The sequence below is a fragment of the Pseudomonas sp. Root401 genome, assembly GCF_001425105.1.
GTDB lineage: Bacteria > Pseudomonadota > Gammaproteobacteria > Pseudomonadales > Pseudomonadaceae > Aquipseudomonas > Aquipseudomonas brassicacearum.
In genome coordinates, this window is the sequence record NZ_LMDO01000004.1 from 136,728 (window position 1) to 162,172 (window position 25,445).

Annotated in this window: 22 protein-coding genes; 9 read left to right on the forward strand and 13 right to left on the reverse strand. The window is 61.6% G+C overall.

What is annotated here, in order from left to right; translation table 11 throughout:
• Positions 1-274: 274 nt before the first annotated feature.
• From ASC85_RS05265 to ASC85_RS05300, 8 genes are all read right to left on the reverse strand, one after another.
• Positions 275-1,861, reverse strand: coding sequence for a flagellar hook-associated protein 3 (locus ASC85_RS05265; RefSeq protein WP_057448530.1), 1,587 nt, complete (start codon positions 1,859-1,861; stop codon positions 275-277).
• A gap of 13 nt (positions 1,862-1,874) precedes the next feature.
• A complete protein-coding gene (flgK, locus tag ASC85_RS05270) occupies positions 1,875-3,890 on the reverse strand; it encodes a flagellar hook-associated protein FlgK (RefSeq protein WP_057448531.1) in 2,016 nt (671 codons plus the stop codon).
• 10 nt (positions 3,891-3,900) lie between these two features.
• Positions 3,901-5,202 (reverse strand): flagellar assembly peptidoglycan hydrolase FlgJ, encoded by a 1,302-nt coding sequence (gene flgJ, locus ASC85_RS05275; protein WP_057448532.1) that lies wholly within the window; start codon positions 5,200-5,202, stop codon positions 3,901-3,903.
• Between the two features lie 10 nt (positions 5,203-5,212).
• Complete coding sequence (locus ASC85_RS05280) at positions 5,213-6,283, reverse strand: flagellar basal body P-ring protein FlgI (RefSeq protein WP_161798353.1); 1,071 nt, start codon at positions 6,281-6,283, stop codon at positions 5,213-5,215.
• A 45-nt stretch (positions 6,284-6,328) separates the two neighbouring features.
• Positions 6,329-7,024: a flagellar basal body L-ring protein FlgH gene (flgH, locus tag ASC85_RS05285; RefSeq protein WP_003199049.1), complete on the reverse strand. Its 696-nt coding sequence runs from the start codon at positions 7,022-7,024 to the stop codon at positions 6,329-6,331.
• Between the two features lie 72 nt (positions 7,025-7,096).
• Positions 7,097-7,882, reverse strand: coding sequence for a flagellar basal-body rod protein FlgG (flgG, locus tag ASC85_RS05290; RefSeq protein ID WP_057448533.1), 786 nt, complete (start codon positions 7,880-7,882; stop codon positions 7,097-7,099).
• Between the two features lie 49 nt (positions 7,883-7,931).
• Positions 7,932-8,669: a flagellar basal body rod protein FlgF gene (locus ASC85_RS05295; RefSeq protein WP_003199043.1), complete on the reverse strand. Its 738-nt coding sequence runs from the start codon at positions 8,667-8,669 to the stop codon at positions 7,932-7,934.
• Between the two features lie 339 nt (positions 8,670-9,008).
• Positions 9,009-10,568, reverse strand: a complete 1,560-nt coding sequence (locus ASC85_RS05300) for a sigma-54-dependent phenylalanine hydroxylase transcriptional regulator PhhR (protein WP_024617476.1) — start codon at positions 10,566-10,568, stop codon at positions 9,009-9,011.
• 431 nt (positions 10,569-10,999) lie between these two features.
• Here ASC85_RS05300 and phhA point away from each other — a divergent pair, with 431 nt between their 5' ends.
• The 3 genes from phhA to ASC85_RS05315 all read left to right on the forward strand — a co-directional run bounded on the left by phhA (position 11,000) and on the right by ASC85_RS05315 (position 13,433).
• Entirely contained in the window at positions 11,000-11,785 is a 786-nt protein-coding gene (gene phhA / locus ASC85_RS05305) for a phenylalanine 4-monooxygenase (protein WP_013692527.1), read from the forward strand.
• A gap of 98 nt (positions 11,786-11,883) precedes the next feature.
• Positions 11,884-12,240, forward strand: a complete 357-nt coding sequence (locus ASC85_RS05310) for a 4a-hydroxytetrahydrobiopterin dehydratase (RefSeq protein WP_057448534.1) — start codon at positions 11,884-11,886, stop codon at positions 12,238-12,240.
• Complete coding sequence (locus tag ASC85_RS05315; RefSeq protein WP_057448535.1) at positions 12,240-13,433, forward strand: amino acid aminotransferase; 1,194 nt, start codon at positions 12,240-12,242, stop codon at positions 13,431-13,433. The genes ASC85_RS05310 and ASC85_RS05315 overlap by 1 nt, the downstream gene beginning before the upstream one ends.
• A 103-nt stretch (positions 13,434-13,536) precedes the next feature.
• Here the strand turns inward: ASC85_RS05315 and ASC85_RS05320 are convergent, their stop codons facing one another.
• Positions 13,537-14,100 carry an NAD(P)H nitroreductase gene (locus tag ASC85_RS05320; protein ID WP_046062975.1) on the reverse strand — a complete coding sequence of 188 codons (564 nt, stop codon included), beginning with the start codon at positions 14,098-14,100 and terminating at the stop codon, positions 13,537-13,539.
• A 161-nt stretch (positions 14,101-14,261) separates the two neighbouring features.
• Between ASC85_RS05320 and ASC85_RS05325 the strand changes: the two genes are divergently transcribed.
• Positions 14,262-15,716 carry a TrkH family potassium uptake protein gene (locus ASC85_RS05325; protein WP_057448536.1) on the forward strand — a complete coding sequence of 485 codons (1,455 nt, stop codon included), beginning with the start codon at positions 14,262-14,264 and terminating at the stop codon, positions 15,714-15,716.
• Here the strand turns inward: ASC85_RS05325 and ASC85_RS05330 are convergent.
• Complete coding sequence (locus ASC85_RS05330; RefSeq protein WP_081001127.1) at positions 15,673-16,734, reverse strand: AraC family transcriptional regulator; 1,062 nt, start codon at positions 16,732-16,734, stop codon at positions 15,673-15,675. The two genes, ASC85_RS05325 and ASC85_RS05330, sit on opposite strands and share 44 nt — an antisense overlap.
• Before the next feature lie 160 nt (positions 16,735-16,894).
• On the opposite strand from ASC85_RS05330, the gene ASC85_RS05335 reads away from it, so the two are divergent.
• The gene (locus ASC85_RS05335) at positions 16,895-17,206 is read left to right on the forward strand and encodes a DUF962 domain-containing protein (RefSeq protein ID WP_057448537.1); all 312 of its coding nucleotides are present in this window, start codon (positions 16,895-16,897) and stop codon (positions 17,204-17,206) included.
• 14 nt (positions 17,207-17,220) lie between these two features.
• Positions 17,221-17,811 carry an HD domain-containing protein gene (locus tag ASC85_RS05340; protein WP_057448538.1) on the forward strand — a complete coding sequence of 197 codons (591 nt, stop codon included), beginning with the start codon at positions 17,221-17,223 and terminating at the stop codon, positions 17,809-17,811.
• A gap of 104 nt (positions 17,812-17,915) precedes the next feature.
• Here the strand turns inward: ASC85_RS05340 and ASC85_RS05345 are convergent, their stop codons facing one another.
• On the reverse strand, positions 17,916-18,731 hold the full coding sequence (locus ASC85_RS05345) for a UDP-2,3-diacylglucosamine diphosphatase (RefSeq protein ID WP_057448539.1): 816 nt from the start codon (positions 18,729-18,731) through the stop codon (positions 17,916-17,918).
• Between the two features lie 135 nt (positions 18,732-18,866).
• Here ASC85_RS05345 and ASC85_RS05350 point away from each other — a divergent pair, with 135 nt between their 5' ends.
• Together ASC85_RS05350 and ASC85_RS05355 are read left to right on the forward strand one after the other, a co-directional pair.
• Positions 18,867-19,616, forward strand: coding sequence for a helix-turn-helix transcriptional regulator (locus ASC85_RS05350; RefSeq protein ID WP_057448540.1), 750 nt, complete (start codon positions 18,867-18,869; stop codon positions 19,614-19,616).
• A gap of 253 nt (positions 19,617-19,869) precedes the next feature.
• Positions 19,870-20,760: a DMT family transporter gene (locus tag ASC85_RS05355; protein ID WP_057448541.1), complete on the forward strand. Its 891-nt coding sequence runs from the start codon at positions 19,870-19,872 to the stop codon at positions 20,758-20,760.
• On the opposite strand, the gene ASC85_RS05360 is transcribed toward ASC85_RS05355, so the two are convergent.
• Positions 20,754-21,041 (reverse strand): SelT/SelW/SelH family protein, encoded by a 288-nt coding sequence (locus tag ASC85_RS05360; RefSeq protein WP_003199006.1) that lies wholly within the window; start codon positions 21,039-21,041, stop codon positions 20,754-20,756. The genes ASC85_RS05355 and ASC85_RS05360 overlap by 7 nt on opposite strands.
• Positions 21,042-21,112: 71 nt before the next feature.
• Between ASC85_RS05360 and ASC85_RS05365 the strand changes: the two genes are divergently transcribed.
• On the forward strand, positions 21,113-23,314 hold the full coding sequence (locus ASC85_RS05365; RefSeq protein WP_057448542.1) for a patatin-like phospholipase family protein: 2,202 nt from the start codon (positions 21,113-21,115) through the stop codon (positions 23,312-23,314).
• A 178-nt stretch (positions 23,315-23,492) separates the two neighbouring features.
• On the opposite strand, the gene ASC85_RS05370 is transcribed toward ASC85_RS05365, so the two are convergent.
• Positions 23,493-25,445, reverse strand: coding sequence for a FimV/HubP family polar landmark protein (locus tag ASC85_RS05370; RefSeq protein WP_057448543.1), 1,953 nt, complete (start codon positions 25,443-25,445; stop codon positions 23,493-23,495).

A 25,445-nucleotide genomic window follows, 5' to 3' on the forward strand; every position in this document is an offset into this window, starting at 1 on the left:
CACCGCCGCTCGCTGAATCGAGGGCGTCTACAGTCAGGAATGGGCCCCCAGAGGAGGCAACGTCGGGACTCAAACGGCCCCACCACCTTCACCGCCCGCAGACAGGATACAGTGAAGATGCGCGTTTTGACTGACGGGTCACTCAGGGATCGATGCTTTATTTGATTTTGTGGCCACGATAGCGCCTCGCTCCGCCCTGCCACACCCTAAAATCCCCCCCAAAAAAAAGCCAGCCCCCTGTGACAGGGGCTGGCCGCGAGCGGTCAAGACCTACTCAAAGCTTATTGAACAGGCCCAACTGAGAAATCTTCGAGAAAGCCAGCTGTGCGGCCTGCAGCATCGTCTGCTGCAAGGTCAGGCGGGTCAGCACTTCTGCCGGATCGGTGTTCTTGATTCCGTTCTGGGTCGAATCGTTGATCAGGCTGGTGCTCTGGTTCTGATCGCTCTGCATGTCCATCACATTACCCCGGGCACCAATGGCGCCACGTGCCAGGTCGACCTGGTTCTTGGCATTGCTCAGGTTGGCGATGGATGACGCAATGGTGTCTTCCAGCAGGCGCTGTGCGGCCGCATTACCCTGGGTCGGCGTATTCAGCGCCTGACGCAATTGGCTGATGGTATCCAGCACGTTCTGGGTCTGATGGGTATTGACCGCTATATCGAACTGGTCACCGGCAACGGGCGCGCCGCCCCCCAAGGTGAAGCTGACACCTGCCGCAGTCGCCACGCCGGCAGCCACGGTTCCGGAGCTGACCGGAGTACTGGTATTGGTCAGTGGACGGGCATATAGGTCGAACGTTGTCGGGCTGGTGAACTTCAGGACAGCCCCGCCTTCAGGGAAAAAACTCTTGTAATCCGCTGCGTTGGTTACCGAAGCCTGGCCGATCACTGCCGTCGACCCGTTACCCGGGGCGCGGTTGGCGACGAAGCTGTCGGGCTTGGCCGCCAGCTGGAAACTGTGACCGGCAATCACTGCATCAGCACTGGCAGCGTCGGCAGGGTTGTCACCCGCCTGGAAAGTAATATCGAGCTTGAACACCGCGCCACGGAAGTTGATGTCGGAGCCACCCTCCTTCTTCGGGTCGAATACTCCGCCCTGGCTCGCCTCTGCGGTCACGTCATTGCCCAAGGCATCGGTGATTACAAACTGGGTACTGCTGGTGAACGACAAGGTGTAGGGCTGGCCGCCCCGGAAATTCGCATCGAAACTCGGAGCGGAAGTCACCAGGCCTTCCGACAGGGCCACACGCCCATCATCAACTGCCGGCGCGGTCATTGTGGTCGAGCTGCGACTGGCATTGATCGCCTGTTGGAATACATCCCAACCGGTATCGTTGAGCCCCAGGGACATCGAGTCACCGATCTTCAATTGCAGTTGAGTCTGGTCACCCTGGTAGCTGTAAGTGCCGTCGCTGTTGCGCACAAAGGGCTCGGTATTGTTGCTGGCACCGGAAAAAATGAACTTGCCATTGGCATCCTTGCTGTTCATCAGGCTCAGCAATTGATCTTCGGATGCACCGAGCTCGGCGGCAATGGACTTGCGGTCGTCATCGTTCAATGAACCGCCACCGGCACGTACCGCCAGCTCGCTGACCTTCTGCAACACGTTGTTGATGCTGTCCAGCACCGCCTCTTCCTGCGCCTGGGCCGTATTCAAAGCGCTGATATTGGTGGTGTATTGCCCCAACATGGCTTTTTGCTGATCGAGCTGCAGCAGGCGGGCCGCACCAACCGGGTCATCCGCTGCGGTTTCGAGTTTCACGCCGCTGCTGGCCTGTTCAGCAGTCTTAACCAAGTTGTTGAAGTTACGCTGATAGTTGGCAGCCGTCGTCGCATAGTACTGAGCAGTAGAAATACGCATGTCTCACGGCTCCTTAAAGGGCATTAATCAAAGTGTTGAAGGTGTCCTGCGCAGCCTTGATGATCTGCGAAGAGGCCGAGTAGTACTGCTGGTACTTGACCAGGTTGCCGGTCTCCTCATCGAGATCGACACCCGACATCGAGTCGCGGGAATTGCGCGCCTGAGTCAGGATGGTACCGGTAGCCGTGGCATCGAGCTGGCCTTGCTTGGCCTGGGAACCGACCGATGAAACAAGAGCGCCGTAGGCATCGGTGAAGTTCACGCCGGGACTAGTGGCATTGGCGCCAACCGTGGCCTTGGTTTGCAGGCCGAGCAACGCTTGAGCGTTGCGGTTGTCAGTGCTGCTGGCCGTGGTCATGGCGATATTGAAGCTGTCATCCGCAGCCGGACTGCCGCTCAGAGTCATCGCTACGCTGAACGTCTTGGCGACACCGCCGCCGTCGATGTACGGCACCGAAATGCTCAGGTCATTGTTCTGACCAGGTACGATGTTGCCGGTGCCGATGCTGTTGCCCTTGGCGTCGAAGGCTTCATAGGCGGTCGCACTGGTCATGAGCAGGCGAATCGGCATCGAATTCTTGACCGCTGTCTGCACTTCCAGGCGCTGGACCGGATCATACACGTCCAGAACAGTGCTCAGAGTCGGCTGGCCGATGGCGCCGGTGCCATCGTTGCCCGAGGCTTTGGTGGACGTCAGCGGGGCGGCGGTGGCCAAGGTCTTGGCATCGGTCATGACGACTGTCATGTCCGAGGCAGAACTGCGAGTCGGAGTAATCTTGAAACTGTCACCGGCGTTTACCGGACCGGCGTTGAGGCTCAGGCTGAAGCCGTCGATGACCGGTGCAGGCGTCGCGCCCAGGGTGAACGCACCCATGTCGGTGTTATCCGACAAGCGACGCACGCTATAGCCCGTTGCACTGGTGAAAGTGACTTGGTAATCACTGGCCGCCAGTTTGCTGGTGTCCTTGATGGTGACGTTCAGGTTGCCGGACGCAGGGTTGTTGTTGCCATTGGCAATGCTGCGCTGGCTGATGGCCGCGGCACTGTTGATGTCATTGAACAATGCCGCGCCAAAGTTACCGTTCTGGTCCAGGCCCTGGCCCAATTGCCGGTTGACCTGATCGGTGACGACCATGGCGATGCGACCCAGGCTGTTGACCGCTGGTGTCAGCACCTCATTGCGATAGCGCAAAAGGCCGCCAATCTGGCCGCCGCTCGTCACGGACGTGATGTCGAGTGTCGAACTGCCACGCGTCATGATGAGCGCGGAGCGGGTCGGGTCGCTTTGGTCAGCCGCTACCTGCAAGCTATTGGCGGTATTGCCGATAACCAATGGCTGGCCGCTGCCCAAGTAGATATCCATCCGCCCGTCGGTTTCGGTCACCTGCGTGCCCACCAGCGCAGACAGTTGGCGCACGGCCTCATTGCGTTGGTCCAGCAAATCATTGGGCATGCCACCGGCACCAGACCCGGTGGCCTCGCTGATTTTCTGGTTGTAGGACGCAACAGTGGCCGCCAGCTTATTGACCTGCTCTGCCATAGAGCCCAACTGGTCGTTGATATAGGTGCCCTGCTGAGTCAACTGCTGGGAGATAGCATTAAAACGGTTGCTCAATCCCTGGGCATTGGTCAACAACGCCTGGCGCGCAGCTGTGTCGTTGGAGTTGCCCGCCAGCGTCTGCAAAGACGCAAAGAAAGATTGCAGCGTCTTGGTCACGCCGGTGCCGCTGTCGGAAAGCAGCTTGTCCACCTGTGAAGCTTGCCCCAGGTAGATCTGCGCGTCATTGTCGAGCGATGTGGAGGTTCGCAACTGCGCATCGAGATAGCTGCTGTACACCCGGCGCACATCGGCCAGGGTCGTGCCGGTGCCAATGAACACATTGCCGTATTGGTTGGACGCCTTGGTGGTCTGCACGGTCTGCTGACGCGAATAACCAGCGGTATCGACGTTGGCGATGTTGTTACCGGTGGTCATCAACGAGGACTGGCTTGCGGACAGACCCGACATCCCGATATTGAGCAAACTCATGGTTCAGACCTTATAAAGTCGTGGTGGCACTAGCCGATGCGTAGTTTTGGTAACTCGTCATCTGCCGGGCTATGTTCGAAATCTTATTGGCGTAGTTCGGGTCGGTGGCGTAACCGGCCTTCTGCAACTCGCGTACAAACTGTTCGGGGTTATCGGCCGACTTCAGCACATCTTGATAGCGACTGTTGCTTTGCAGCAGGTTGACCAAGTCATGGAAACTGTCGCGGTACGAGGCATAGGAACGGAACTCGGCCGTCTCCTTGACCATCGCGCCATTGCGGAATTCGCTGGTGATCGCCCGCGCCGAATCGCCCGTCCAGTTCTTGCTGGCCTTGATGCCAAACAGGTTGTGGCTGCTGCTGCCATCGGGCTGGCGCATGACCGATTTGCCCCAACCGGTTTCCAGCGCGGCCTGGGCCACCAGGTAGCGTGGATCGACACCGATGCGGTCGGCGGCTTCCTTGGCCATTGGCAGCATCGCGTTGACGAACTCATCGGCATCGCGGAAGGCCTTGCGCGCCGGTGCCAGCGGTGGCTGGGCCACGGCGCGACCATAGACCTGCATGTCCCCTTTCGGCTCGGCGGCCTTGAGCGCGGCCAGCCAGTCGCCATTGGCCAGTTCGCCAGTCGCCGGTTTGACGGCGGCGATGGCGCGATCCGTCAGGACGTTCTGCGCAGGCACATCGGCGTTGGCCGCGGCCGAAGGCACCAGCCCAGCGAGCAGGCGGTCGGCCAGTTTCGGCGGCAGGGCCAGGCGACGCTGGTTGAGCAGTTCCATGTCGTTGCGGTGGACGCCCTCGGACCCTTGCGGCGCGCTCACGGCCCGCGAGGCCCAGAGCGGACGCTGGCCGTTGCTGCGCGATAAAGGTCCGTCAGGCAGCGTTCCGGCGGCCACTGGCGTGGGCACCGGAGCCTTGGCGACCTTGTCCAGCGCCTCCTGCTGCTTGGCGGCCGACAACGTGGCGGCCTCGCCGGAAGCCAGCGGTTTGTTCTTGGACATCTGGCGCAGCAGCACATCGGCCAGGCCGATACCACCGCCCTCGCGGGACATGGAGACGGCCAACTGCTGGTCGTACATTTCCTGGTACTGCTTGGCTTCCGGCGTGTTCATCGGATTGTCCTTGCCCAAGGCCTCGGTGGCCGAACGCATGGACTTGAGCATTTCGCCAAGAAACAGCGACTCGAATTCCTGAGCCACTTTACGCAGGTTGCCGTCGCTGTTCTTGTCGCCGACCTTGAGCTGGTTCAGACGGTTCAGGTCCGAGTAGGAACCCGAATCCCCGCTGATCAAAGCGCCCTTGCGCATATCCATGGCTCGCCCCTTAAATCACGATCAGGTCGGCTTGCAACGCGCCGGCCTGCTTCAAGGCTTCGAGGATCGCCATCAAGTCGCCCGGCGCCGCGCCGACCTGGTTCACCGCCCGGACGATTTCATCCAGGGTAGTGCCCGGGCCGAACTTGAACATCGGCTTGGCTTCTTGCTCGGCATTGACCCGCGAGCGCGGCACCACGGCGGTCTGGCCGTTGGACAGAGGCCCCGGTTGGCTGACGATCGGGTCTTCGGTGATGGTCACGGTCAGGCTGCCGTGGGTCACGGCGGCCGGGGAAACCTTGACGTTCTGGCCGATCACGATGGTGCCGGTGCGCGAGTTGATGATGACTTTCGCCACCGCCTGGCCCGGGTCGACCTCGAGGTTTTCCAGGATCGACAGGTAGTCGACCCGCTGGCTCGGATCCAGTGGCGCGGTGACGCGGATCGAGCCGCCGTCGATGGCCTGGGCCACGCCTGGGCCGAGCATGTCGTTGATCTTGTCGACGATACGCTTGGCGGTGGTGAAGTCGGAACGGTTGAGGTTCAGCGTCAGGCTGTTGCCCTGGTTGAAACCGCTCGGCACTGCACGTTCCACCGACGCACCGCCAGGGATGCGACCGGCCGACGGAACGTTGACGGTGATCTTCGAACCGTCACGTCCCTCGGCATCGAAACCGCCCACCACCAGGTTGCCCTGGGCGATGGCGTAGACGTTGCCGTCGATACCCTTGAGCGGCGTCAGCAGCAGGGTGCCGCCACGCAGGCTCTTGGAGTTACCGATGGACGAGACGGTGATATCCACCTGCTGGCCAGGCTTGGCGAACGCCGGCAGATCGGCACTGATCGACACCGCCGCGACGTTCTTCAGTTGCACGTTGCCGGAACCTGCCGGCACCTTGATGCCGAACTGCGACAACATGTTGTTGAAGGTCTGCAAGGTGAACGGGGTCTGGGTGGTCTGGTCACCGGTGCCGTTCAGGCCCACGACCAGGCCGTAGCCGATCAACTGGTTGGAACGCACGCCGGAAATGCTGGCAATGTCCTTCAGACGCTCGGCTTGAGCGGTAAAGGCTGCCGACATTACCAGGGCACCGAGCAACAGCTGCTTAAGATTCAACTGGGCCACCTAGAAAGGGAACTTCGGGCTGAGGAAGAAACGGTCGAACCAACCCGGCTGACTCGCATCGGCAAAGGCACCGGTGCCCGAGTAGGTGATGCGCGCATCGGCCACCCGAGTCGACGAAACCGTGTTGTCGGTGGCGATGTCATCGGCGCGAACCATGCCGGCGATACGCACCAGTTCGTCACCCGTGTTAAGGGTCAGCCACTTCTCGCCGCGCACGACGATGATGCCGTTGGGCAACACATCGGCGACGGTCACAGTAATCGAACCGGTCAGGCTGTTGCTCTGGCCGGACTTGCTGTCGCCCTTGGTGGCACGGTCAGAGTTGTAGCCGGCGTTGAGGCTCAGGTCATTGCCCCCGATCGGGTTGTTGGTGGTCAGGCTGGAGCCGAACAGCGAGGTCAGGCCAACGCTGGTATTGCTGGTCTTGTCCATTTGCGAGTTGGCATTCTTGCTGGCCTGGGTCCGCTCGTTCAGGGTGATGGTGATGATGTCGCCGACCCGGAAGGCCTTGCGGTCGCTGTACAGGTTCTGCTCGAAGCCGGCCTGGTAGATCGAGCCATTATTGGCGGCAGCCGGCAACGGCGTGCGCGGCAACACCGGAGCGTAATACGGGTCATTGGGCCTGGGTGTCGGGGCGACACAGCCCGCGAGTGCGGTGATGCCACTCAGTGCCAGAACAGATACGAAGCGTTTCATGACCCTACCTCTTGGTGTTGCAGGCAACCCTGGGGCCGCCCTGTCTACGTGATGACGGACGTTGCGACGTGATTACAGATTCTGCGTAACGAACGAGAGCATCTGGTCGGCGGTGGAGATCACCTTGGAGTTCATCTCGTAGGCGCGCTGGGTGGTGATCATGTTGACCATTTCCTCAACGGTGCTCACGTTGGAGGTTTCCAGGGTGTTCTGCAGCGTGGTGCCGAAACCATTCAAGCCCGGAGTGCCGACTTGCGGCGCGCCGCTGGCGGCGGTCTCCATGAACAGGTTGTTGCCCACCGCTTGCAGGCCGGCCGGGTTGATGAAGTCGGCGGTCTGCAGGTTGCCGATCACCTGTGAGGCCGGGTTGCCCGCAATGGTGATGGACACGGTGCCGTCGCGACCCACGGTAAAGGTCTGGGCATCGTTCGGGATGATGATGGCCGGCTCCAGGGCGAAACCGCTGGCGTTGACGATCTGGCCATTGGAATCGAGGTGGAACGTACCGTCACGGGTGTAGGACGTGGTGCCGTCCGGCTGCAGGATCTGGAAGAAACCGCGACCGTCGATGGCCATGTCCAGCGGCTGCTCGGTGGTCTGCAGGCTGCCGGCGTTGAAGTTTTTCTGGGTGCCGACAATGCGTACACCGGTACCCACTTGCAGGCCCGACGGCAGTTCGCTGTCCTGGGTCGACTGGGCGCCAGGCTGGCGTTTTACCTGATAGAGCAGGTCCTGGAACTCGGCGCGATCACGCTTGAAACCCGTGGTCGAAACGTTCGCCAGGTTGTTGGAAATAGTAGAAAGGTTGGTGTCCTGGGCGGACAGACCTGTTTTGGCAACCCATAGAGCCGGAAGCATTCGATTCTCCTCGTACGCCTGTTTTTCGGCGCGACGCTTTAGTTAATGGTTAGATCTGCAAGACCCGAGCCATGGCCTCGTCGCCTTCTTTGGCGGTGTTCATCATCTTGACGTGAAGCTCGAACTGCTTGGCCAGGGCCAGCACCGAGGTCATCTCATCCACGGCATTGACGTTGCTCGCTTCCTGGAAACCCGACACCAACTGCACGTTGGCATCGATGGGCGCCGGCTGGCCGTCCTTGGTCCGGATCGAGCCGTCCAGGCCCTTGGTCATGTTCTTGAGGTCAGGGTTGACCAGCTTGATGCGGTCCACTTCAGCCATCACCCGCGGGCCTTCGCCCATGGCGCGGATGCTGATGGTGCCGTCCTGGCCGATTTCGATTTTCTGCTCTGGCGGCACGGCGATCGGACCGCCGTTGCCCATCACCGGCATGCCGTTGCCGGCGCGCAGCACGCCCAGGGCGTCAACATTGAGGCTGCCGGTGCGCACGTAGCTTTCACCGCCGTCAGGGTTCTGCACGGCCATCCAGCCCGGCCCGCTCACCGCGACGTCGAGGTCGCGACCGGTTTCCACCAGCGCACCCGGGGTGAAGTCAGTGGCAGGCCGTTCGGACATGGCAAAGGCCCGCGCCGGAAAGCTGTCACCGAATACAGGCATCGAGCGCGCCTGTTCCAGGTCTTTCTGAAAACCGTTGGTGGAGATGTTCGCCAGGTTGTTGGCATGGGCCCGCTGCGCCAGTGCGTTCTGGCTGGCGCCGGTCATTGCCACATAAAGGTACTTGTCCACTGTCGTTCCTCTGCATGCCGGACGTTTGCCGCCCACTGCTGTGTTGCACAGCCTTAAGCAATTTGCAGACCAACTTTTTTCTGGCGCTGATGGACCCGGTAAACAAAGGGCTTGGGGGGACTGGAAGGGATTATGGGAATATATCGAAGACGAAAAACCGGCGGTGTCGTGCCGGTTGGTGGCAATGCTTGTCCTTGGGCAATGGCCACCGCCGCCATCGCGAGCAAGCTCGCTCCCACTTTGGATCTTCAGGGCTCACCGGGTTTGTGTGCATTTGGATAACCCTGTGGGAGCGAGCTTGCTCGCGATGGGGCCAGCAAAAACACAACAGATAAATAGCTATGACTCGGTTTTGCCGACTTCGTACTCACGCAACTTGTTGGCAATGGTCGTATGGGAAACCCCCAACCGCTTGCCCAGTTGTCGGCTGCTCGGGTGCTCGGAGTACAGGCGCTCCAGCACGGCTTTCTCGAAGCGTCCGACGATCTCGTCCAGCCCCCCCTCAAGGGAAAAATCGCCAAGGGGCTGACGCACGCCGTAGTCCGGCAAGCGGATATGCTCGGCCTTCACCGTCCCGCCATCGCACAGGGAAACGGCCTGGAACAGCACGTTTTCCAATTGCCGGACATTGCCCGGCCAGTGGTAGTGACTGAGACGGTCCATCGCCGCCGGGGCCAGCTTGGGCAGGGCGCAGCCGATCTGGCGGCTGGCCTGGTCGAGGAAATGCTCCACCAGCGGCGCCAGGCCATCGAGGCATTCGCGCAGGGGTGGGATGTGCAAGGAAAGCACGTTCAAACGGTGGTACAAATCCTGACGGAATTCGCCCCGGGCGCAGAGTTCGGACAAATCGACCTGGGTGGCGCAGATTACCCTGACGTCCAGGTACACCTCTTCATCGCTGCCGACACGCCGGAAGCAACCGTCCTGCAGGAAGCGCAGCAATTTCACTTGCAGGCGCGGGCTCATCTCCCCCACACCGTCGAGGAACAGCGTTCCCCCGGCGGTCAATTCCAACAGGCCGAGCTTGCCTTCGGCCCGAGCGCCTTCGAATGCCCCCGGCCCATAGCCGAACAGCTCGGTCTCAGCCATGGACTCCGGCAGCCCGGCACAGTTGAGCGCCATCAATGGCGATTGCCCGCGCGGGCTCGCCAAGTGACAGGCGCGAGCCAGCAGCTCCTTGCCAGTGCCGGTTTCACCCTCTATCAATAGCGGCGCGTCCAGCGGTGCCATGCGCCGGGCCTCACGAACCACCGCCGCCATGACCTTCGAACTCTGGAAAATACTGTCGAAGCCGCGCAGCTCCTGTTTGCGCACGTTATAGATACGTTCGCCCACCCGGTCGGCCCGGTGCAGCGTCAGCACCGCACCGGCCATGGCTTCGCTGTCGTCGTGTTCCGATTGCAGTGGTGCGATGTCGGCCAGGAACACATCGCCCTTGACCTTGACCCGCAGGCCATTGATGCGCGACTGGTTGGCCCGCACCAGTTCCGGCAAGTCGAAATCCTCGGCATAGCGGGACAAGGGAATCCCCGGCACCTCGTCCACTCGCACCCCGAGCAACTGCGCCGCCGCCCGGTTGGCCGCAACGATGGAACCGCCCATGTCGATGGACAGCACCGGGAATTCCAAGGCGCCGAGCAAGGCGTTGAGTTCCATGTGCCTACGCTCGCTGGGCATCAGCCCTACCCGCTTGACGCCAAATACCCCGGCAATGCCTTCGAATTTCGGACGCAGCGCCTGGAACTGGATGTTGATCAGGTTTGGGCAGTGCAGGTAGATCGCGTTGCCATGCTCGCCACCCACCTCCCCCCGGGCGACGTTGATGCCGTACTCCACCAACAGGTTGAGGATGTCCCGCAGGATGCCGATGCGGTTCTGGCAATGGACTTTGATGCGCATGAAAAGGCCCGATGTGTATTGGAAATTCGTGGCAAGGGAGCTTGTTCTCGCTTGTAGGAGCTGCCGAGCGAAGCGAGGCTGCGATCATTTCCCAGACAGTTGAATCCCAAGCGAAAAGATCAAGATCAAAAGATCGCAGCCTTCGGCAGCTCCTACGGCGCAGCACGGCCTTTGCCTTGAGGTTTTCTGACCGGCAGCGGAAATAATCGTCAAGATTATGTGACAGCTGTAGGCAGATTCCCACCTGAAAATCCCGACAACATCGGTACACCCGTCAATTCGTAACGAAAACTTTACGAATTTGCCATTCTTTCACCTGTCCCACCTTTGTCAGAGTGCTGCACATCTCCCCGCTTCGAGTTATCTCTAATACATCGCTGGACATAACAACAACACGTCTTCCCCCAGAGGGAAATCAGCAGGAGAGCAGCATGAAGCAGACGCAGTACGTGGCCCGCGAGCCCGATGCGCAAGGTTTTATCCACTACACCGCTGAAGAACACGCGGTGTGGAACACGCTGATCACCCGCCAGCTGAAAGTCATCGAAGGCCGTGCGTGCCAGGAATACCTGGACGGCATCGACAAGCTTGGCCTGCCCCACGACCGTATCCCGCAACTGGGCGAAATCAACCAAGTGCTGGGCGCGACCACGGGCTGGCAAGTCGCCCGGGTACCGGCCTTGATCCCCTTCCAGACCTTTTTCGAATTGCTCGCCAGCAAACAGTTTCCGGTGGCGACCTTCATTCGTACCCGCGAAGAGCTGGACTATCTGCAAGAACCGGACATTTTCCACGAGATCTTCGGCCACTGCCCATTGCTGACCAACCCCTGGTTTGCCGAATTCACCCACACCTACGGCAAACTCGGCCTACAGGCTTCCAAGGAAGAACGCGTCTACCTGGCGCGCCTGTACTGGATGACCATCGAGTTCGGCCTGGTGGAAACCCCGCAGGGCCGGCGCATCTACGGGGGCGGCATCCTGTCTTCGCCCAAGGAAACCGTGTACTGCCTGTCCGACGAGCCCGAGCACCAGGCCTTCGATCCACTGGAAGCCATGCGCACGCCGTATCGCATCGACATCCTGCAACCGGTGTATTTCGTGCTGCCCGAGCTCAAGCGCCTGTTCGACCTGGCCCACGAAGACATCATGGGCATGGTCAAGCGCGGTCGGGAACTGGGCTTGCACGCCCCGAAATTCCCACCAAAGGCTGCGTGAACCGCGTCTTTTAATCTCAATTGAGTCTGTTGCACAACGCGGCTTTGCTTTAGCGTGGGTGCATCGACGTTTTCAAAAATTCGATCCAGGAACACACCATGAACACTCTGAACCAAGCCCATTGCGAAGCCTGCCGCGCCGACGCCCCACAAGTCAGCGACGAAGAACTGCCGGTACTGATCAAGCAGATCCCCGACTGGAACATCGAAGTGCGCGACGGCGTGATGCAGCTGGAAAAAATTTTCCTGTTCAAGAACTTCAAGCACGCCCTGGCATTCACCAACGCTGTCGGTGAAATTTCCGAGGCCGAAGGCCACCACCCTGGCCTGCTCACCGAATGGGGCAAAGTCACCGTGACCTGGTGGAGCCACTCCATCAAGGGCCTGCACCGCAACGACTTCATCATGGCCGCCCGCACCGATGACGTGGCCAAGACCGCCGAGGGCCGCAAGTAATGCATTTCGATGCCATCGGCCGGGTGCCCGGCGACCCGATCCTAGGCCTGATGGAGGCCTACGGGGCGGACAGCAATCCCAGCAAGTTCGACTTGGGCGTGGGGGTCTACAAGGACGCCCAGGGCCTGACGCCGATTCTTCAGTCAGTGAAACAGGCTGAACAATGGCTGGTGGATCGCCAGACCACCAAGACCTACATCGGCGGCCACGGCGACGCTGCATTCGGCCAGTTGATCAACGAATTGGTGCTGGGCGCCGACTCTCCGCTGATCAGCGCAAAACGTGCCGGCGCCACCCAGACACCGGGCGGCACCGGTGCGCTGCGCCTGAGTGCCGACTTCATCGCTCAATGCCTGCCGGGCCGTGGCGTATGGCTGAGCAACCCAACCTGGCCGATCCACGAAACCATTTTCGCCGCGGCCGGGGTCAAGGTCAGTCACTACCCTTATGTGGGCGCTGATAACCGCCTGGATTTCGAAGCAATGCTGGCGGCCCTGAACCAGGCGCCCAAAGGTGATGTAGTGCTGCTGCACGCCTGTTGCCACAACCCCACCGGGTTCGACCTGTCCCATGAGCAATGGCGTCAGGTGCTGGAGGTGGTGCGCAGCCGCGACCTGCTACCGCTGATCGACTTCGCCTACCAGGGCTTCGGCGATGGGTTGGAGCAGGATGCCTGGGCGGTCCGGCTGTTTGCCCAGGCCCTGCCGGAAATGCTGGTCACCAGTTCCTGCTCGAAGAACTTCGGCCTCTACCGCGATCGTACGGGTGCACTGATCGTCTGTGCCCGGGATGCCGAGAAGCTGGTGGACATCCGCAGCCAACTGGCAAACATTGCCCGCAACCTGTGGTCGACACCACCGGATCATGGTGCGGCCGTGGTGGCGACCATTCTCGGCAACCCGGAACTCAAGAGCCTGTGGGCCGATGAAGTCCAGGCCATGCGCCTGCGCATCGCGCAATTGCGCAGCGGCTTGCTGGAGGCCCTCGAACCCCATGGCTTGCGCGAGCGCTTCGCCCATATCGGCGTGCAACGCGGGATGTTTTCCTACACCGGCCTGACGCCAGAACAGGTCAAGCATCTGCGCGAGCGCCACAGCGTCTACATGGTCGGCACCGGCCGGGCCAACGTGGCTGGCATCGACGCCACACGCCTGGACCTGCTGGCCGAGGCGATTGCTGACGTTTGCAAGTAGGAGCACACGCTGTAGGAGCTGGCGAAGCCTGCGATCTTTTGATCTTTCACTTGAGACTCAAGTGTCTGGGGAAAGATCGCAGCCTCGCTTCGCTCGGCAGCTCCTACAGGCCTGTCCACTCGCTGACAAATTCGGCGGTTTCCACCTTCGGCGCCGTGCGCGCTTCTTTCTGCGGCGTGCCCAGGTAGAGGAAACCAATCACCTCTTCCCCGTCCTCAAGGCCAAGCCCCCTGGCCACATGCGGCGAATACGCCAGTTCACCCGTGCGCCAAACGCCACCAACCCCTTGGGCATACGCCGCCAACAAGATGCCATGGGCCGCGCAGCCGGCCGCCAGCAATTGCTCGGATTTGGGGATCTTGAAATGGTCCTGCAGACGGGCGATCACCACCACGACCAGGGGCGCGCGCAATGGGCCGTTGAGGGCCTTTTCCACGACGGCTTCCGGTACCAGCGGGTCATTGAACCGCGCAGCTTCGGCCAGCAGTTCGCCCATGCGATTGCGCGCCTGCCCTTCGACCGTCAAAAAACGCCAGGGCCGCAACTGGCCGTGATCCGGTGCCCGCATGGCTGCGGCGAACATGAGCTCGCGCTGCTCCGGCGTGGGGGCAGGGTCCACCAGGCGCGGGACGGAAACACGGTTGAGCAAAGCGTCGAGAGCCTGCATCGGCCACCTCCTGAAAAAATGTCCGGCTATTCTAGTGGCTGTGCGGCGAGTTCGTTAGCGCAAATTCCGCGGCCCGGCGCCCACTCGGCGCCGGGTGCCGGTTTACAGGGCGCTTGCCACGGGTAGAATGGCGCCCTTCCTTTTCAGCCTGAGCGGACTTCATGGCGTTGCCGACCCTGCGGATCATTGGTTTCATCATCGGCATCTTCCTGATCACCCTGGCGATCTTCATGGTCGTGCCCATGGCCACGCTGCTGATCTACGAGCGCACCAGCGACCTGCCGTCTTTCCTCTGGTCGAGCATGATCACCTTTGTTGCCGGCCTGGCCCTGATTCTTCCTGGACGCCCGGAACACATCCACCTGCGTCCTCGGGACATGTACCTGCTGACCGTCAGCAGTTGGCTGGTGGTATGTGTGTTTGCCGCGCTGCCGTTCCTGCTGACCCAGAAGATCAGCTACACCGACTCGTTTTTCGAAAGCATGTCCGGCATCACCGCCACCGGCGCCACCGTCCTGAGTGGCCTGGACAGCATGTCCCCGGGCATCCTGATGTGGCGCTCGCTGCTGCACTGGCTCGGCGGTATCGGCTTCATCGGCATGGCGGTGGCGATCCTGCCCTTGCTGCGCATCGGTGGCATGCGGCTGTTCCAGACCGAATCGTCGGACCGCTCGGAAAAAGTCATGCCCCGCTCCCACATGGTGGCGCGGCTGATCGTGGCGTCCTATGTGGGCATCACCATTCTCGGCACCCTGGCGCTCTGGTGGGCCGGGATGAGCCTGTTCGATGCCATCAACCACGCGATGTCGGCGATCTCCACCGGCGGTTTTTCCACCTCGGACCTGTCCCTGGCCAAATGGACCCAGCCGGCCGTGCACTGGGTCATCATTGTCATCATGATCCTCGGCAGCCTGCCGTTTGCCCTCTATGTCTCGATGTTGCGGGGCAATCGCCGGGCACTGATCAAGGACCAGCAGGTCCAGGGGCTCATCGGGGTGTTGCTGGTGACCTGGCTGGTGCTTGGCACCTGGTATTGGGCGACCACCGACCTGCATTGGCTGGAGGCGCTGCGGCACGTGGCGCTGAACGTGACGTCCATCGTCACCACCACCGGTTTTGCCCTCGGCGACTACAGCCTGTGGGGCAATTTTTCACTGATGCTGTTTTTCTACCTGGGGTTCGTCGGCGGTTGTTCAGGCTCGACGGCCGGCGGGATCAAGATTTTTCGCTTCCAGGTCGCCTACATCCTGCTGCGGGCCAACCTTAATCAACTGATCCACCCCCGCGCGGTGATCAAGCAGAAATACAACGGTCATCGCCTCGATGAGGAGATCGTCCGCTCGATCCTTACGTTCTCGTTCTTCTTCGCCATCACCATCTGCGTGATCGCCCTGCTGCTGTCGCTGCTGGGCGTGGAATGGATGACGGCGCTGACCGGTGCGGCCAGTACCGTGTCCGGCGTCGGCCCGGGGCTGGGGGAAACCATCGGGCCGGCCGGCAACTTCGCACCGCTGCCGGACGCCGCCAAGTGGATTCTGTCAGGAGGCATGCTGCTGGGCCGACTGGAGATCATCACGGTGTTCGTGCTGTGTATCCCGGCGTTCTGGCGTCACTGACCGCTTCAGGCTGGCTCGCCAACCGTGCCCGGTATTCGCCAGGCGTGGCGTCGAACCAGCGGCGGAAGGCCCGGAAAAAATTGCTCGGGTCGGCAAACCCCAGCAGATAGGCGATCTCCAGCAGCGTCATGCCCGGCTGCGCCAGGTACTGCTCGGCCAATTCGCGACGGGTGTCCTCAAGCAAACTCTGGAAACTGGTGCCCTCTTCCTGCAAGCGCCGCTGCAGGGTGCGCTGTGACAGGTGCAGCGTCTGCGCCACCACGTCACGCTTGGGCTCGCCCTGGGGCAACAGTCGGCACAACACTTGTCGCGCCTTGTGGGTCACACGGCTTTCCGAAAAACGCGCGAGGTACTCACCGGCAAACCGATCATGCAACTGCGCCATGGCTTCGTTGGCCGTCGGCAGCGGCGCCTCCATGTCGGCCCGTTGAAAAATCAGCGCGTCATAAGACGCGCCGAACACCAGCGGCGCGCAGAAGGCTCGCTGATAAGGCGCCGGGTCCAGGGGTTCGGTGCCTTGGAACAACACTTTTACCGGGTGCAAGGTGCGCCCGGTCAGCCAGTTGCACAGGGCCAACGCACAGGCCAGGGACGCTTCGGCACTTTGGCGAGTGGGGGGCAGATGGTCGCCATGCACCGTCAGGATCAGCCCATAGCCTTCTTCCAACCGACGAAAACTCAAGTCGGCGCTTTCGGCAATGATCCGCTGGTATCGCACCAGTCGCTGGAAACCCTCCGCCAGCGTGCGACTGGACATCAAGGCGTAGCCCGCCACATGGAACGAGGCCGGGCGCACCACTTTACCCATGTTCAAGCCAATGGCCGGGTTACCGGACAATTCCACCGCCCGTTGCCAGAGCCGCGTCATCGAGTCCTGGGGGAAGCGTGCATCCGGATCGTCCAGCGCATCAAAGTCCAGCCCCAGTTGCTTGAACAGCACCCGACAATCCAGGCCGTCGATTTCCAACGCCTTGACAATCCCCATCGCCCAGCTTGAAGAAGTCGTTCGTTCGTTCATGACGTTTTACTTGCATGACGAGCCGCAGGGTACGGCTGGATTTGCGAAGGATACTAAAGTGGCGCCCATTGTCACTGGCTGTTGCAAGTGATCGCTCTAGACTCAAAGTAAGCCGCTGGATTTATCGGTTGCCAGAACAATAACCAAAGAGCCTGCAGTCTTGGAAAATGCCAAACGATTCAATACCTTCGCCGAGTTCTACCCGTATTACCTCAGCGAACACAGCAACAGCACCTGCCGACGATTGCATTTCATCGGCACCTCCCTGGTCATCCTGGTGTTCGTCATGGCCCTCGTTGTGGGTAGCGGGTGGCTGTGGCTCGCCCTGCCGGTGGCCGGCTATGGCTTTGCCTGGGTCGGGCACTTCTTCTTCGAAAAAAACCGTCCCGCCACCTTCCAGCATCCGCTCTACAGCCTGCTCGGCGATTTCGTCATGTACCGCGACATGCTGCTGGGCAAGGTGGCGTTCTAGCCAAAGGATTGCCTATGAACACTCATGCACGTTTTACCCACATGCAGGACGGCACCCAGGAAGACTGGGCGATCATCGCAGCCGATTTCAGCGCCTACGCCCGGCAATTGCCGGCGCGGATCCTGGCCCACTTGAAGCTGCTGGACGGTGATTTCGGCGGGTTCCCGGTGGACCGCCTGACCCATTCCCTGCAAACCGCCAGCCGCGCCTACCGTGACGGGCGGGACGAGGAATACGTGGTCTGCGCCCTGCTCCACGACATCGGTGACACCCTGGGTTCGTATAACCACCCGGACATCGCCGCGGCGATCCTCAAGCCCTTCGTCAGTGCCGAAAACCTGTGGATGGTGGAAAAACACGGGATTTTCCAGGGCTACTACTTCTTCCATCACCTGGGCATGGACCGACACCTGCGAGAGCAGTTTTTCGAACATCCGCAGTACCAGGCGACCGTCGACTTTTGTGCGAAATATGACGCGGCGGCGTTCGATCCCGAGTACGACACCCTGCCGTTGAGTTTCTTCGAGCCGATGCTCGAAAGGGTGTTTGCCGCGCCGAAGCAGTCGATCTACAAGGCGGCGATGGCTGACACACCGGCCTTGTAGGAGCTGACGAGTGCAACGAGGCTGCGATCTTTTGATCTTTCGCTTGAGACTCAAGCGTCAGGGGAAAGATCGCAGCCTCGTTGCACTCGTCAGCTCCTACGGGCTCAAGCAGGTTCGGCGACTTTCAGTGCTTTCAGCTGCGCTTCGCGCGCCTGGGCCTCCGCCAACCGATACAACTCGATCGACCCGTCCCAGTGCTCGATCAGCGCCGTGCAGGATTCGACCCAATCGCCACAATTGAGGTATTCCACCTCGCCCACCATGCGCATCTCGGCATGGTGGATATGCCCGCAGACCACACCATGCAGTTCGCGCTTCACACATTCATGGGCGATGGCTTCTTCGAAATCGCTGATGAAGCTGACGGCGGTCTTGACCTTGTGCTTGAGGTACGCCGACAACGACCAGTAGCCGTAGCCGTAACGGGCCCGCCAATGGTTGAGCCAGCGGTTCAGCGTGAGGGTGAACTCGTAGGCCGAATCCCCGAGGAACGCCAGCCAACGGTGGTACCGGGTAATGACATCGAACTGGTCGCCATGGATCACCAACAGGTGCCGACCATCGGCAGTGACGTGCACCGCTTCGTCCACCAACTGGATATTGCCCAGGATCAGCTTCGAATAGCGCCGCAGGAATTCGTCATGATTGCCGGTGACGTAGATCACTTCGGTGCCGCGCTTGCTCATGGTCAGCAAGCGGCGAATGACGTTGGTGTGGGCCTGGGGCCAATACATGCCACCGCGCAGTTTCCAGCCGTCGATGATGTCACCCACCAGGTAGATCTTGTCGGCGTGGTAGCCCTTGAGAAACTGCGACAGGTGCTCGGCCTGGCAATCCCGGGTACCCAGGTGCACATCGGAAATCCACAGGGTGCGAACACGCTGTTTGCGGCTGGGTCTGGCGAGCTCGGCGCTGGTCATTGGGCAACCCTCTGATCGTTTTTGCCACTGTGCACGCCAGCGGTTAATGGCCCATGACAAACACAAGTCCATTGCATGACAGCGCCGGGCGTGGCGCCCTCGGTGTATGCTGGCGGCCTGACACGGGAGACCGCGATGAGACCGATCCTCACGCTACGCCACTACAGCCACGACTTGATCGCCCACAGCCATGACCATGCCCAACTGGTGTTCGGGCTGTCTGGCGCGCTGGATTTCGAGGTCGAAGGGCATGGCAGCCAGGTGGTGCAACAAAGCTTCGTGGTGGTACCGGCCGGCGCGCATCACGGCTGCGGCAGCCCCCACGGCAGCCGCTGCCTGGTGTTGGATGTGCCCAGTGATGATTGGGTCGGGCAATGCCTGGGGGATCACGCCGACGCCAGCCGCCGTTTGCTCGACGACACCGCGCGCCTGCCCCTGGATGCGGGGCAAAGCCAGTTGGTCAGTTGGTTGGCGGGCAGCCCGGTGGACGATCCGGTGATCGCCCAGCAAGGCGCGGTGCTGCTGCTGGCGAGTCTCAATAACGCTCGCCAGGCAACCCTCGGCGGCCGGCGCCTGCCCTACGCCGCACTCAACGCCCACATCGACCAGAACGCCGCCTATCCGCTGCAAGTGGCGGACCTGGCGCGAATCGCCGACCTCTCCAGCGCCCGCCTGCACGCACGCTTCGTCGCCGAGTGCGGGCAAACCCCGATGGATTACATCCGCAGCCGCCGCTTGCACAAGGCCGTGGCGTTGTTGCGTGATTCGCAGTTGCCCATCGGCGAGATCGCCCACCGCGTCGGCTACAGCTCCCAAAGTGCCTTCGCCGCTGCGGTGCTGCGCGAATTCGGCGTCTCGCCGGGCAAGCTGCGGCGTCAGCGCTAGCTTCGCGCTAAAAATCGCTAGGATCGCGACAGACGCCACCACCTCCCAAACGCTTAAATGCCCTGTAGGAGCTGTAGGAGCTGACGAGTGCAACGAGGCTGCGATCTTTCCCAAGACACTTGAATCTCAAGCGAAAGATCAAAAGATCAAAAGATCAAAAGATCAAAAGATCAAAAGATCGCAGCCTCCGGCAGCTCCTACAGGGGATTGATGTTTGTCCGTCGGTTTTGGCTTATCTGTTGAAAGGATTGAAATGACACCTCGTACCGCCCTCGGCGCCCTGCACATCGGCGCACTCATGTTTGGCCTCACTGGTGTATTCGGCAAACTCGCCGCAGCCTCGCCAACGATCATTGTGTTTGGTCGCGCCGTCTTCGCCGTGCTCGCCCTGGCGATGTTCGCCCGGTTCGCCAGCAACAGCCGCTGGCAGAAACTGCGGGCCCAGGATGGTCGGCGATTGCTCCTTGGAGGGCTGTTGCTGGCCGGGCATTGGGTGAGTTTCTTCATCGCCGTGAAGGTTGCCGGCGTGGCGGTCGCCACGCTGGGGTTCACCAGCTTCCCGGCCTTCACGGTACTGCTTGAAGGGCTGATCTTCCGCGAGCGGATTCGCGCCAATGAAATCTGGTTGGTGGTGTTGGTGAGCGTCGGCCTGGTGTTGGTCACGCCGAACTTCGACCTGGCCAGCGGCGCCACCACTGGCCTGCTGTGGGCCATGTTCTCGGGGTTGCTCTTTTCCCTGCTCTCATTGACCAACCGCGCCGGTTCGGCGCACGTCCCGCCGGTGCAGGCAGCGCTGTGCCAGAACGTGGTGGTCGGGTTGTGTCTGCTGCCGATGGCCGCGCCACAATTGAGCGACGTTCGCCCCATCGACTGGTTGTGGATCGGCTTGCTCGGCGTGTTCTGCACCGGCCTGGCCCACAGTCTGTTCGTCGCCAGCCTGGCGGTGATCAAGGCGCGCACGGCAGCGGTGGTGTTCGCCATGGAGCCGGTCTACGGCATCGCCATGGCCTGGTGGCTGTTCGATGAGAGCCCGACCCTGCGCATGCTGCTGGGCGGCGTGGTGATCATCACGGCCATCGTGATCTCAAGCCAACTGAGCGGTTCAAAGAAACCGGGGGTTGGCGCCCAAGCCGCGTCTCACTGAACCCGATCGTTGTGGCCCAGGTCCCGCTCCGGGTCGATCCGGTCGCGGACCCGCTGCTTGAGGACCTTGGCCTCGGGAAACCCACCATCGGCCTTGCGCTCCCAGATCTGCGTGCCGTCGCAACTGATGTGGAACACACCGCCGGTGCCCGGCACCAGCGACACCTTGCCCAGGTCATCGCCAAAGGTGCTGAGCAGCTCCTGGGCCAGCCAGGCGGCGCGCAGCAGCCATTGGCACTGGGTGCAATAGGTGATGACGACTTCCGGTTTGTGTTCGGTCATTGCGGGTGGACTCCTGGGTTCGAAGGCGTCGCTATAATACCCGCCTTTGATCGCCCGCCCCGAGATTGACGATGCGCCGCCTCCTGCCTCTCCTGCTTCTGTTGCTGTTGCCCCTGCTCGGCCATGCCAACGAGCCCGCCGTCGAAGCGCCACGCCCGAAAATCGGCCTGGTGCTGTCCGGCGGTGCCGCACGGGGGCTGGCCCACATCGGCGTGCTCAAGGCCCTGGAAGAGCAAGGCATCAAGATCGATGCCATCGCCGGCACCAGCATGGGCGCGGTGATCGGCGGGCTGTATGCCTCGGGCTACAAGATCGACGAACTGGAAAAGCTCGCCCTGGGCATCGACTGGCAACAGGCTCTGTCCGATGCGCCGCCACGCAAGGACGTACCATTCCGGCGCAAGCAGGATGACCGGGACTTCCTGGTCAAACAGAAACTGAGTTTTCGTGACGACGGCAGCCTCGGCCTGCCCTTGGGGGTCATCCAGGGCCAGAACCTGGCCCTGCTGCTCGAAAGCCTGTTGGCCCACGCCAGCGACACGCGAGATTTCGACAAACTGCCGATCCCGTTTCGCGCAGTCGCCACGGACATCGCCACGGGCGAAAAAGTCGTGTTTCGCAAAGGCCACTTGCCCAAGGTCATTCGCGCCAGCATGTCGATCCCGGCGGTATTCGCCCCGGTGGAACTGGACGGCCGGCTGCTGGTAGACGGCGGCATGTCCGACAACATCCCGCTGGATGTGGCCCGGGAAATGGGCGTGGACGTGGCCATCGTGGTCGACATCGGCACGCCGCTGCGCAACCGCAAGCAACTGGTCACGGTGGTCGATGTGCTGAACCAATCGACCACCCTGATGACCCGGCGCAACTCTGAAGAGCAACTGGCAACGCTGAAGAAAGACGACGTGCTGATCCAACCGGCGCTGGCGAGCTTCGGCTCCACCGATTTCGGCCGGGCCCAGGACATGATCGACGCCGGTTACCGTGCCACGCAGATACTCGAGGCACGCCTGGCTCCTCTACGCCCATCCGAGGCGCCCGACGCCGAGCTCATGGCCGCGCGCACTCCCAACGAACGCACACCGGTCATCACCGCCATTCGCGTGGAAAACGACTCGAAAGTCGGCGATGACGTGATCCGCTATTACGTTCGCCAGAAGATCGGTGAGCCGTTGGACCTGGGACGCCTGCAGACCGACATGGGCACGCTTTACGGCCTGGATTACTTCGAACAGGTGCAATACCGCGTGGCCCGCAAGGGCCCGGATCACACGCTGGTGATCAGCGCCCGGGGAAGACGCACCGGCACCGACTACCTGCGGCTGGGGCTGAGCCTGTCGGACGACATGCGCGGCGACAGCGCTTTCAACCTGGGGGCCAGCTATCGGGTCAACGGCATCAATCGCCTCGGTGCCGAATGGTTGACCCGGGCGCAGATCGGCGACAAGCAGGAGCTGTACAGCGAGTTCTACCAGCCATTGGATGTCGGTTCACGCTACTTCATCGCCCCCTACGGGCAATTCGAATCCCGCAACGTGGAGTCGATCCTGGACAACGATCCGGTGGCCCAGTATCGCGTCGAGCGCTATGGCTTCGGGCTGAACGTGGGCCGCCAGATCGGCAACAACGGCGAAATCCGCTTCGGTGTCGGCCAGGCCTGGGGCAAGGCGGATGTGCGTATTGGCGACCATGACCAACCCAGCGAAAACTTCAATGAAGGTTTCTATGAGCTGAAGTATTCCTTCGACTCCTTCGACAACGTGTATTTCCCCCACGAAGGGGAAGACATCGGCCTGAGCTGGCGCCAATACGAACCGGGGCTGGGTTCCGACCAGCGTTACCGCCAGTGGGAGTTCAAGCTGGACAAGGCCCTGAGCAGCGGCCCGGACACCTTCATCCTGGGCGGACGCTATGGTCGAACACTGGACACCGCTGAAGTGGTGACGTCCAGCTTTGTGCTCGGTGGCGCGCGGCAACTGTCAGGCTTTCGCGAAGACGGGGTATCCGGGCAGAACATCAGCCTGATGCGCGCAGTGTATTACCGCCGCCTCACACCGCGGGCCTACCTGCCACTGGACTTCCCGCTGTACATCGGCGGCTCATTGGAACGCGGCCGGGCCTGGAACAACGATAACGAATTCGACAGCGGCTACATCAACGCGGCCAGCATTTTCCTCGGTTTCGATACGCCGCTGGGACCGCTGAATTTCAGCTATGGCTTTAACGACGATGATGAGCAGGCGGTGTACCTGAACCTGGGGCAGACGTTTTGAGGGGCTGCCTGGACAGGATTTGACAGCCTGATAGGCCGCTATCGCGAGCAAGCTCGCTCCCACATGGGATGGGGTCCGGGATGTCCGCGCAATGGCTGTTCACCACAACTCCCTGTGGGAGCGAGCTTGCTCGCGATAGCGGTGGGTCAGTGTCGGTGATGTTGACTGTGCTGCAACCTTAGCGAATCCCTGCCAGCAGCACCCGGGCGGTCTGCTTGAGGGGTTCGTCGCCCTCCTCGAGCAGTTCTTCAAGCAGGGAGACCGCGGTTTTCAGGTCTCCGTCGTCGATGCAATTCTGTGCCTGTTCCAGCTTGACCGAGTGTTCCGGGGCCTGAGGTTCGAGGGACAAGGTGTCCAGGGAAACAGCTTCAAGGGCCAGCGGCTCGAGTTCCAGCGACTGTTCTTCGTCGGCAAAGCTATCGAGGAAGGCATCGTCCAGCGACTCGGTTTCCAGTGGCGATTCCCATTGCAACTCCGGCTCGTCGAACCCTGAAAGCGACAAGCCCTCGGCGGCATGGGGTGAAACAGTCTCTGTATCCGCAGTGTTGTCCTGGGCATCGGCGAGGTCCCAGCTGGTTTCCATGGACAGTGCATCCAGGTCCAACTCGAACTCGTCACCGGGCGCCGGCTCACGTTCAGGAGCAGGTGTCGGTGCAGGTGCAAGAACCGGTACCTGAGGTTGTACCGACGCCACCGTCGGCGCGGCGATCATGGCAACCTTGGGGTAGCGCCCGCGGATCTCCTCCAACGTCCCGGCATCGATACCCTGTGCCAGTAGATGATGTTCCTGGGCCTGGAAACCGATGACATCGCCCTGCTTGCCCAGTACCTCCAGCAACTTGAGGCCCAGGTCGGTGCGTTCCGGCTCCGCCAGCAACGCGGCGCGCAACAGCCCTGCGGCCTCGGTGAATCGACCGTAGGTCAAGTAGATCCCGACGCCCTCCAGCACATCGCCCATGGGCGTATCCCCGTTGTTGAACGATGCTGCGGTCTCGGACGGCTCCGTATCGGGGATTGCTGCAAAGCTTTCCTCGCCCTCCTCCAACATCGGCTCGGGACGCCCGGTCATCGGCTCCAACTCGGCCTGCTGCTGCCGACGCCGAACGAACAATAACAGCGCCAGCAACCCCAACAGGCCCACCAGCCCCGCCACCCATGTCCAATTGATGCCCTCTGGCTCTGCTACCGGTTCTGTAGCGGGTTGCACGTCCGGCGCCGGTTCTGCTGCAGGAAGCGCCGGTTGCGGCTGTGTCGGTGCAACAGGGGCTGGCGCAACCTCGGTCAGCCGGGCCTGCAATTCGCTGATCTGCTGGCGCTGGCCAGCGATTTCCTCGTCCTGGGCCTGGAGCCGGGCCTGCAGTTCATCGATAGTCTTCTGTTGCTGCTGGTTTTGCAGCACGCTGGCGGCCAATTGCTCATCGGACGCGGCGGGGGCCTGGCCGGCGGGGGTTGCAGTAGACGTCGGCAGCACGGCCGAGTCGGGCAACAACAAGCGCTGGCCGATGGAAAGCCGGTCACTGCCGGGGTTCAAGGCCTGGATTCCTTGCATCAACTCATTGACCGACGCGTTGCTGCCGGCGTCATGCAGGCGTTTGGCGATGAGCCAGGGGTTGTCTCCCGGTACCACGGTGTAGCGCTTGCCCTGTACCGCCGGAGGCGGCTTGATGGACTGCGGGGCCTCGGACGGTTCTTCACGAACCGGCACGATACCCGGCGTGCCCGGCGGGTCGATCAGTACGGTGTATTCGCGCAGCAGGCGCCCGTTGGGCTGATTGAGCTGCACCAGGAAATTGAGAAACGGTTCCTCCACCGGTTTGCTGGAGGTCACCCGGATGAAGCTGCGCTCCCCACGCAAGACCGGCGTGAAGCGCAGGTTATTGAGAAAGAACGCCCGTTCCACACCCGCACGATTGAAATCGTCCGGGCTCGCCAGGCTGGCCGACAGATCGCCCTCGCCGATCCCGGCCACATCGACCAGGGCGATATCGGCGCGCAACGGCTGGTTCAGGGCGGAATGGAGCGTGATGTCCCCCAGTCCCAGCGCCGACGCCAAGGCCGAATACCCCAGGGCACCCACGACGACCGACACGTTGACCCAACTGCGCAACGTGGACTGCAAACTTTCAAGCAT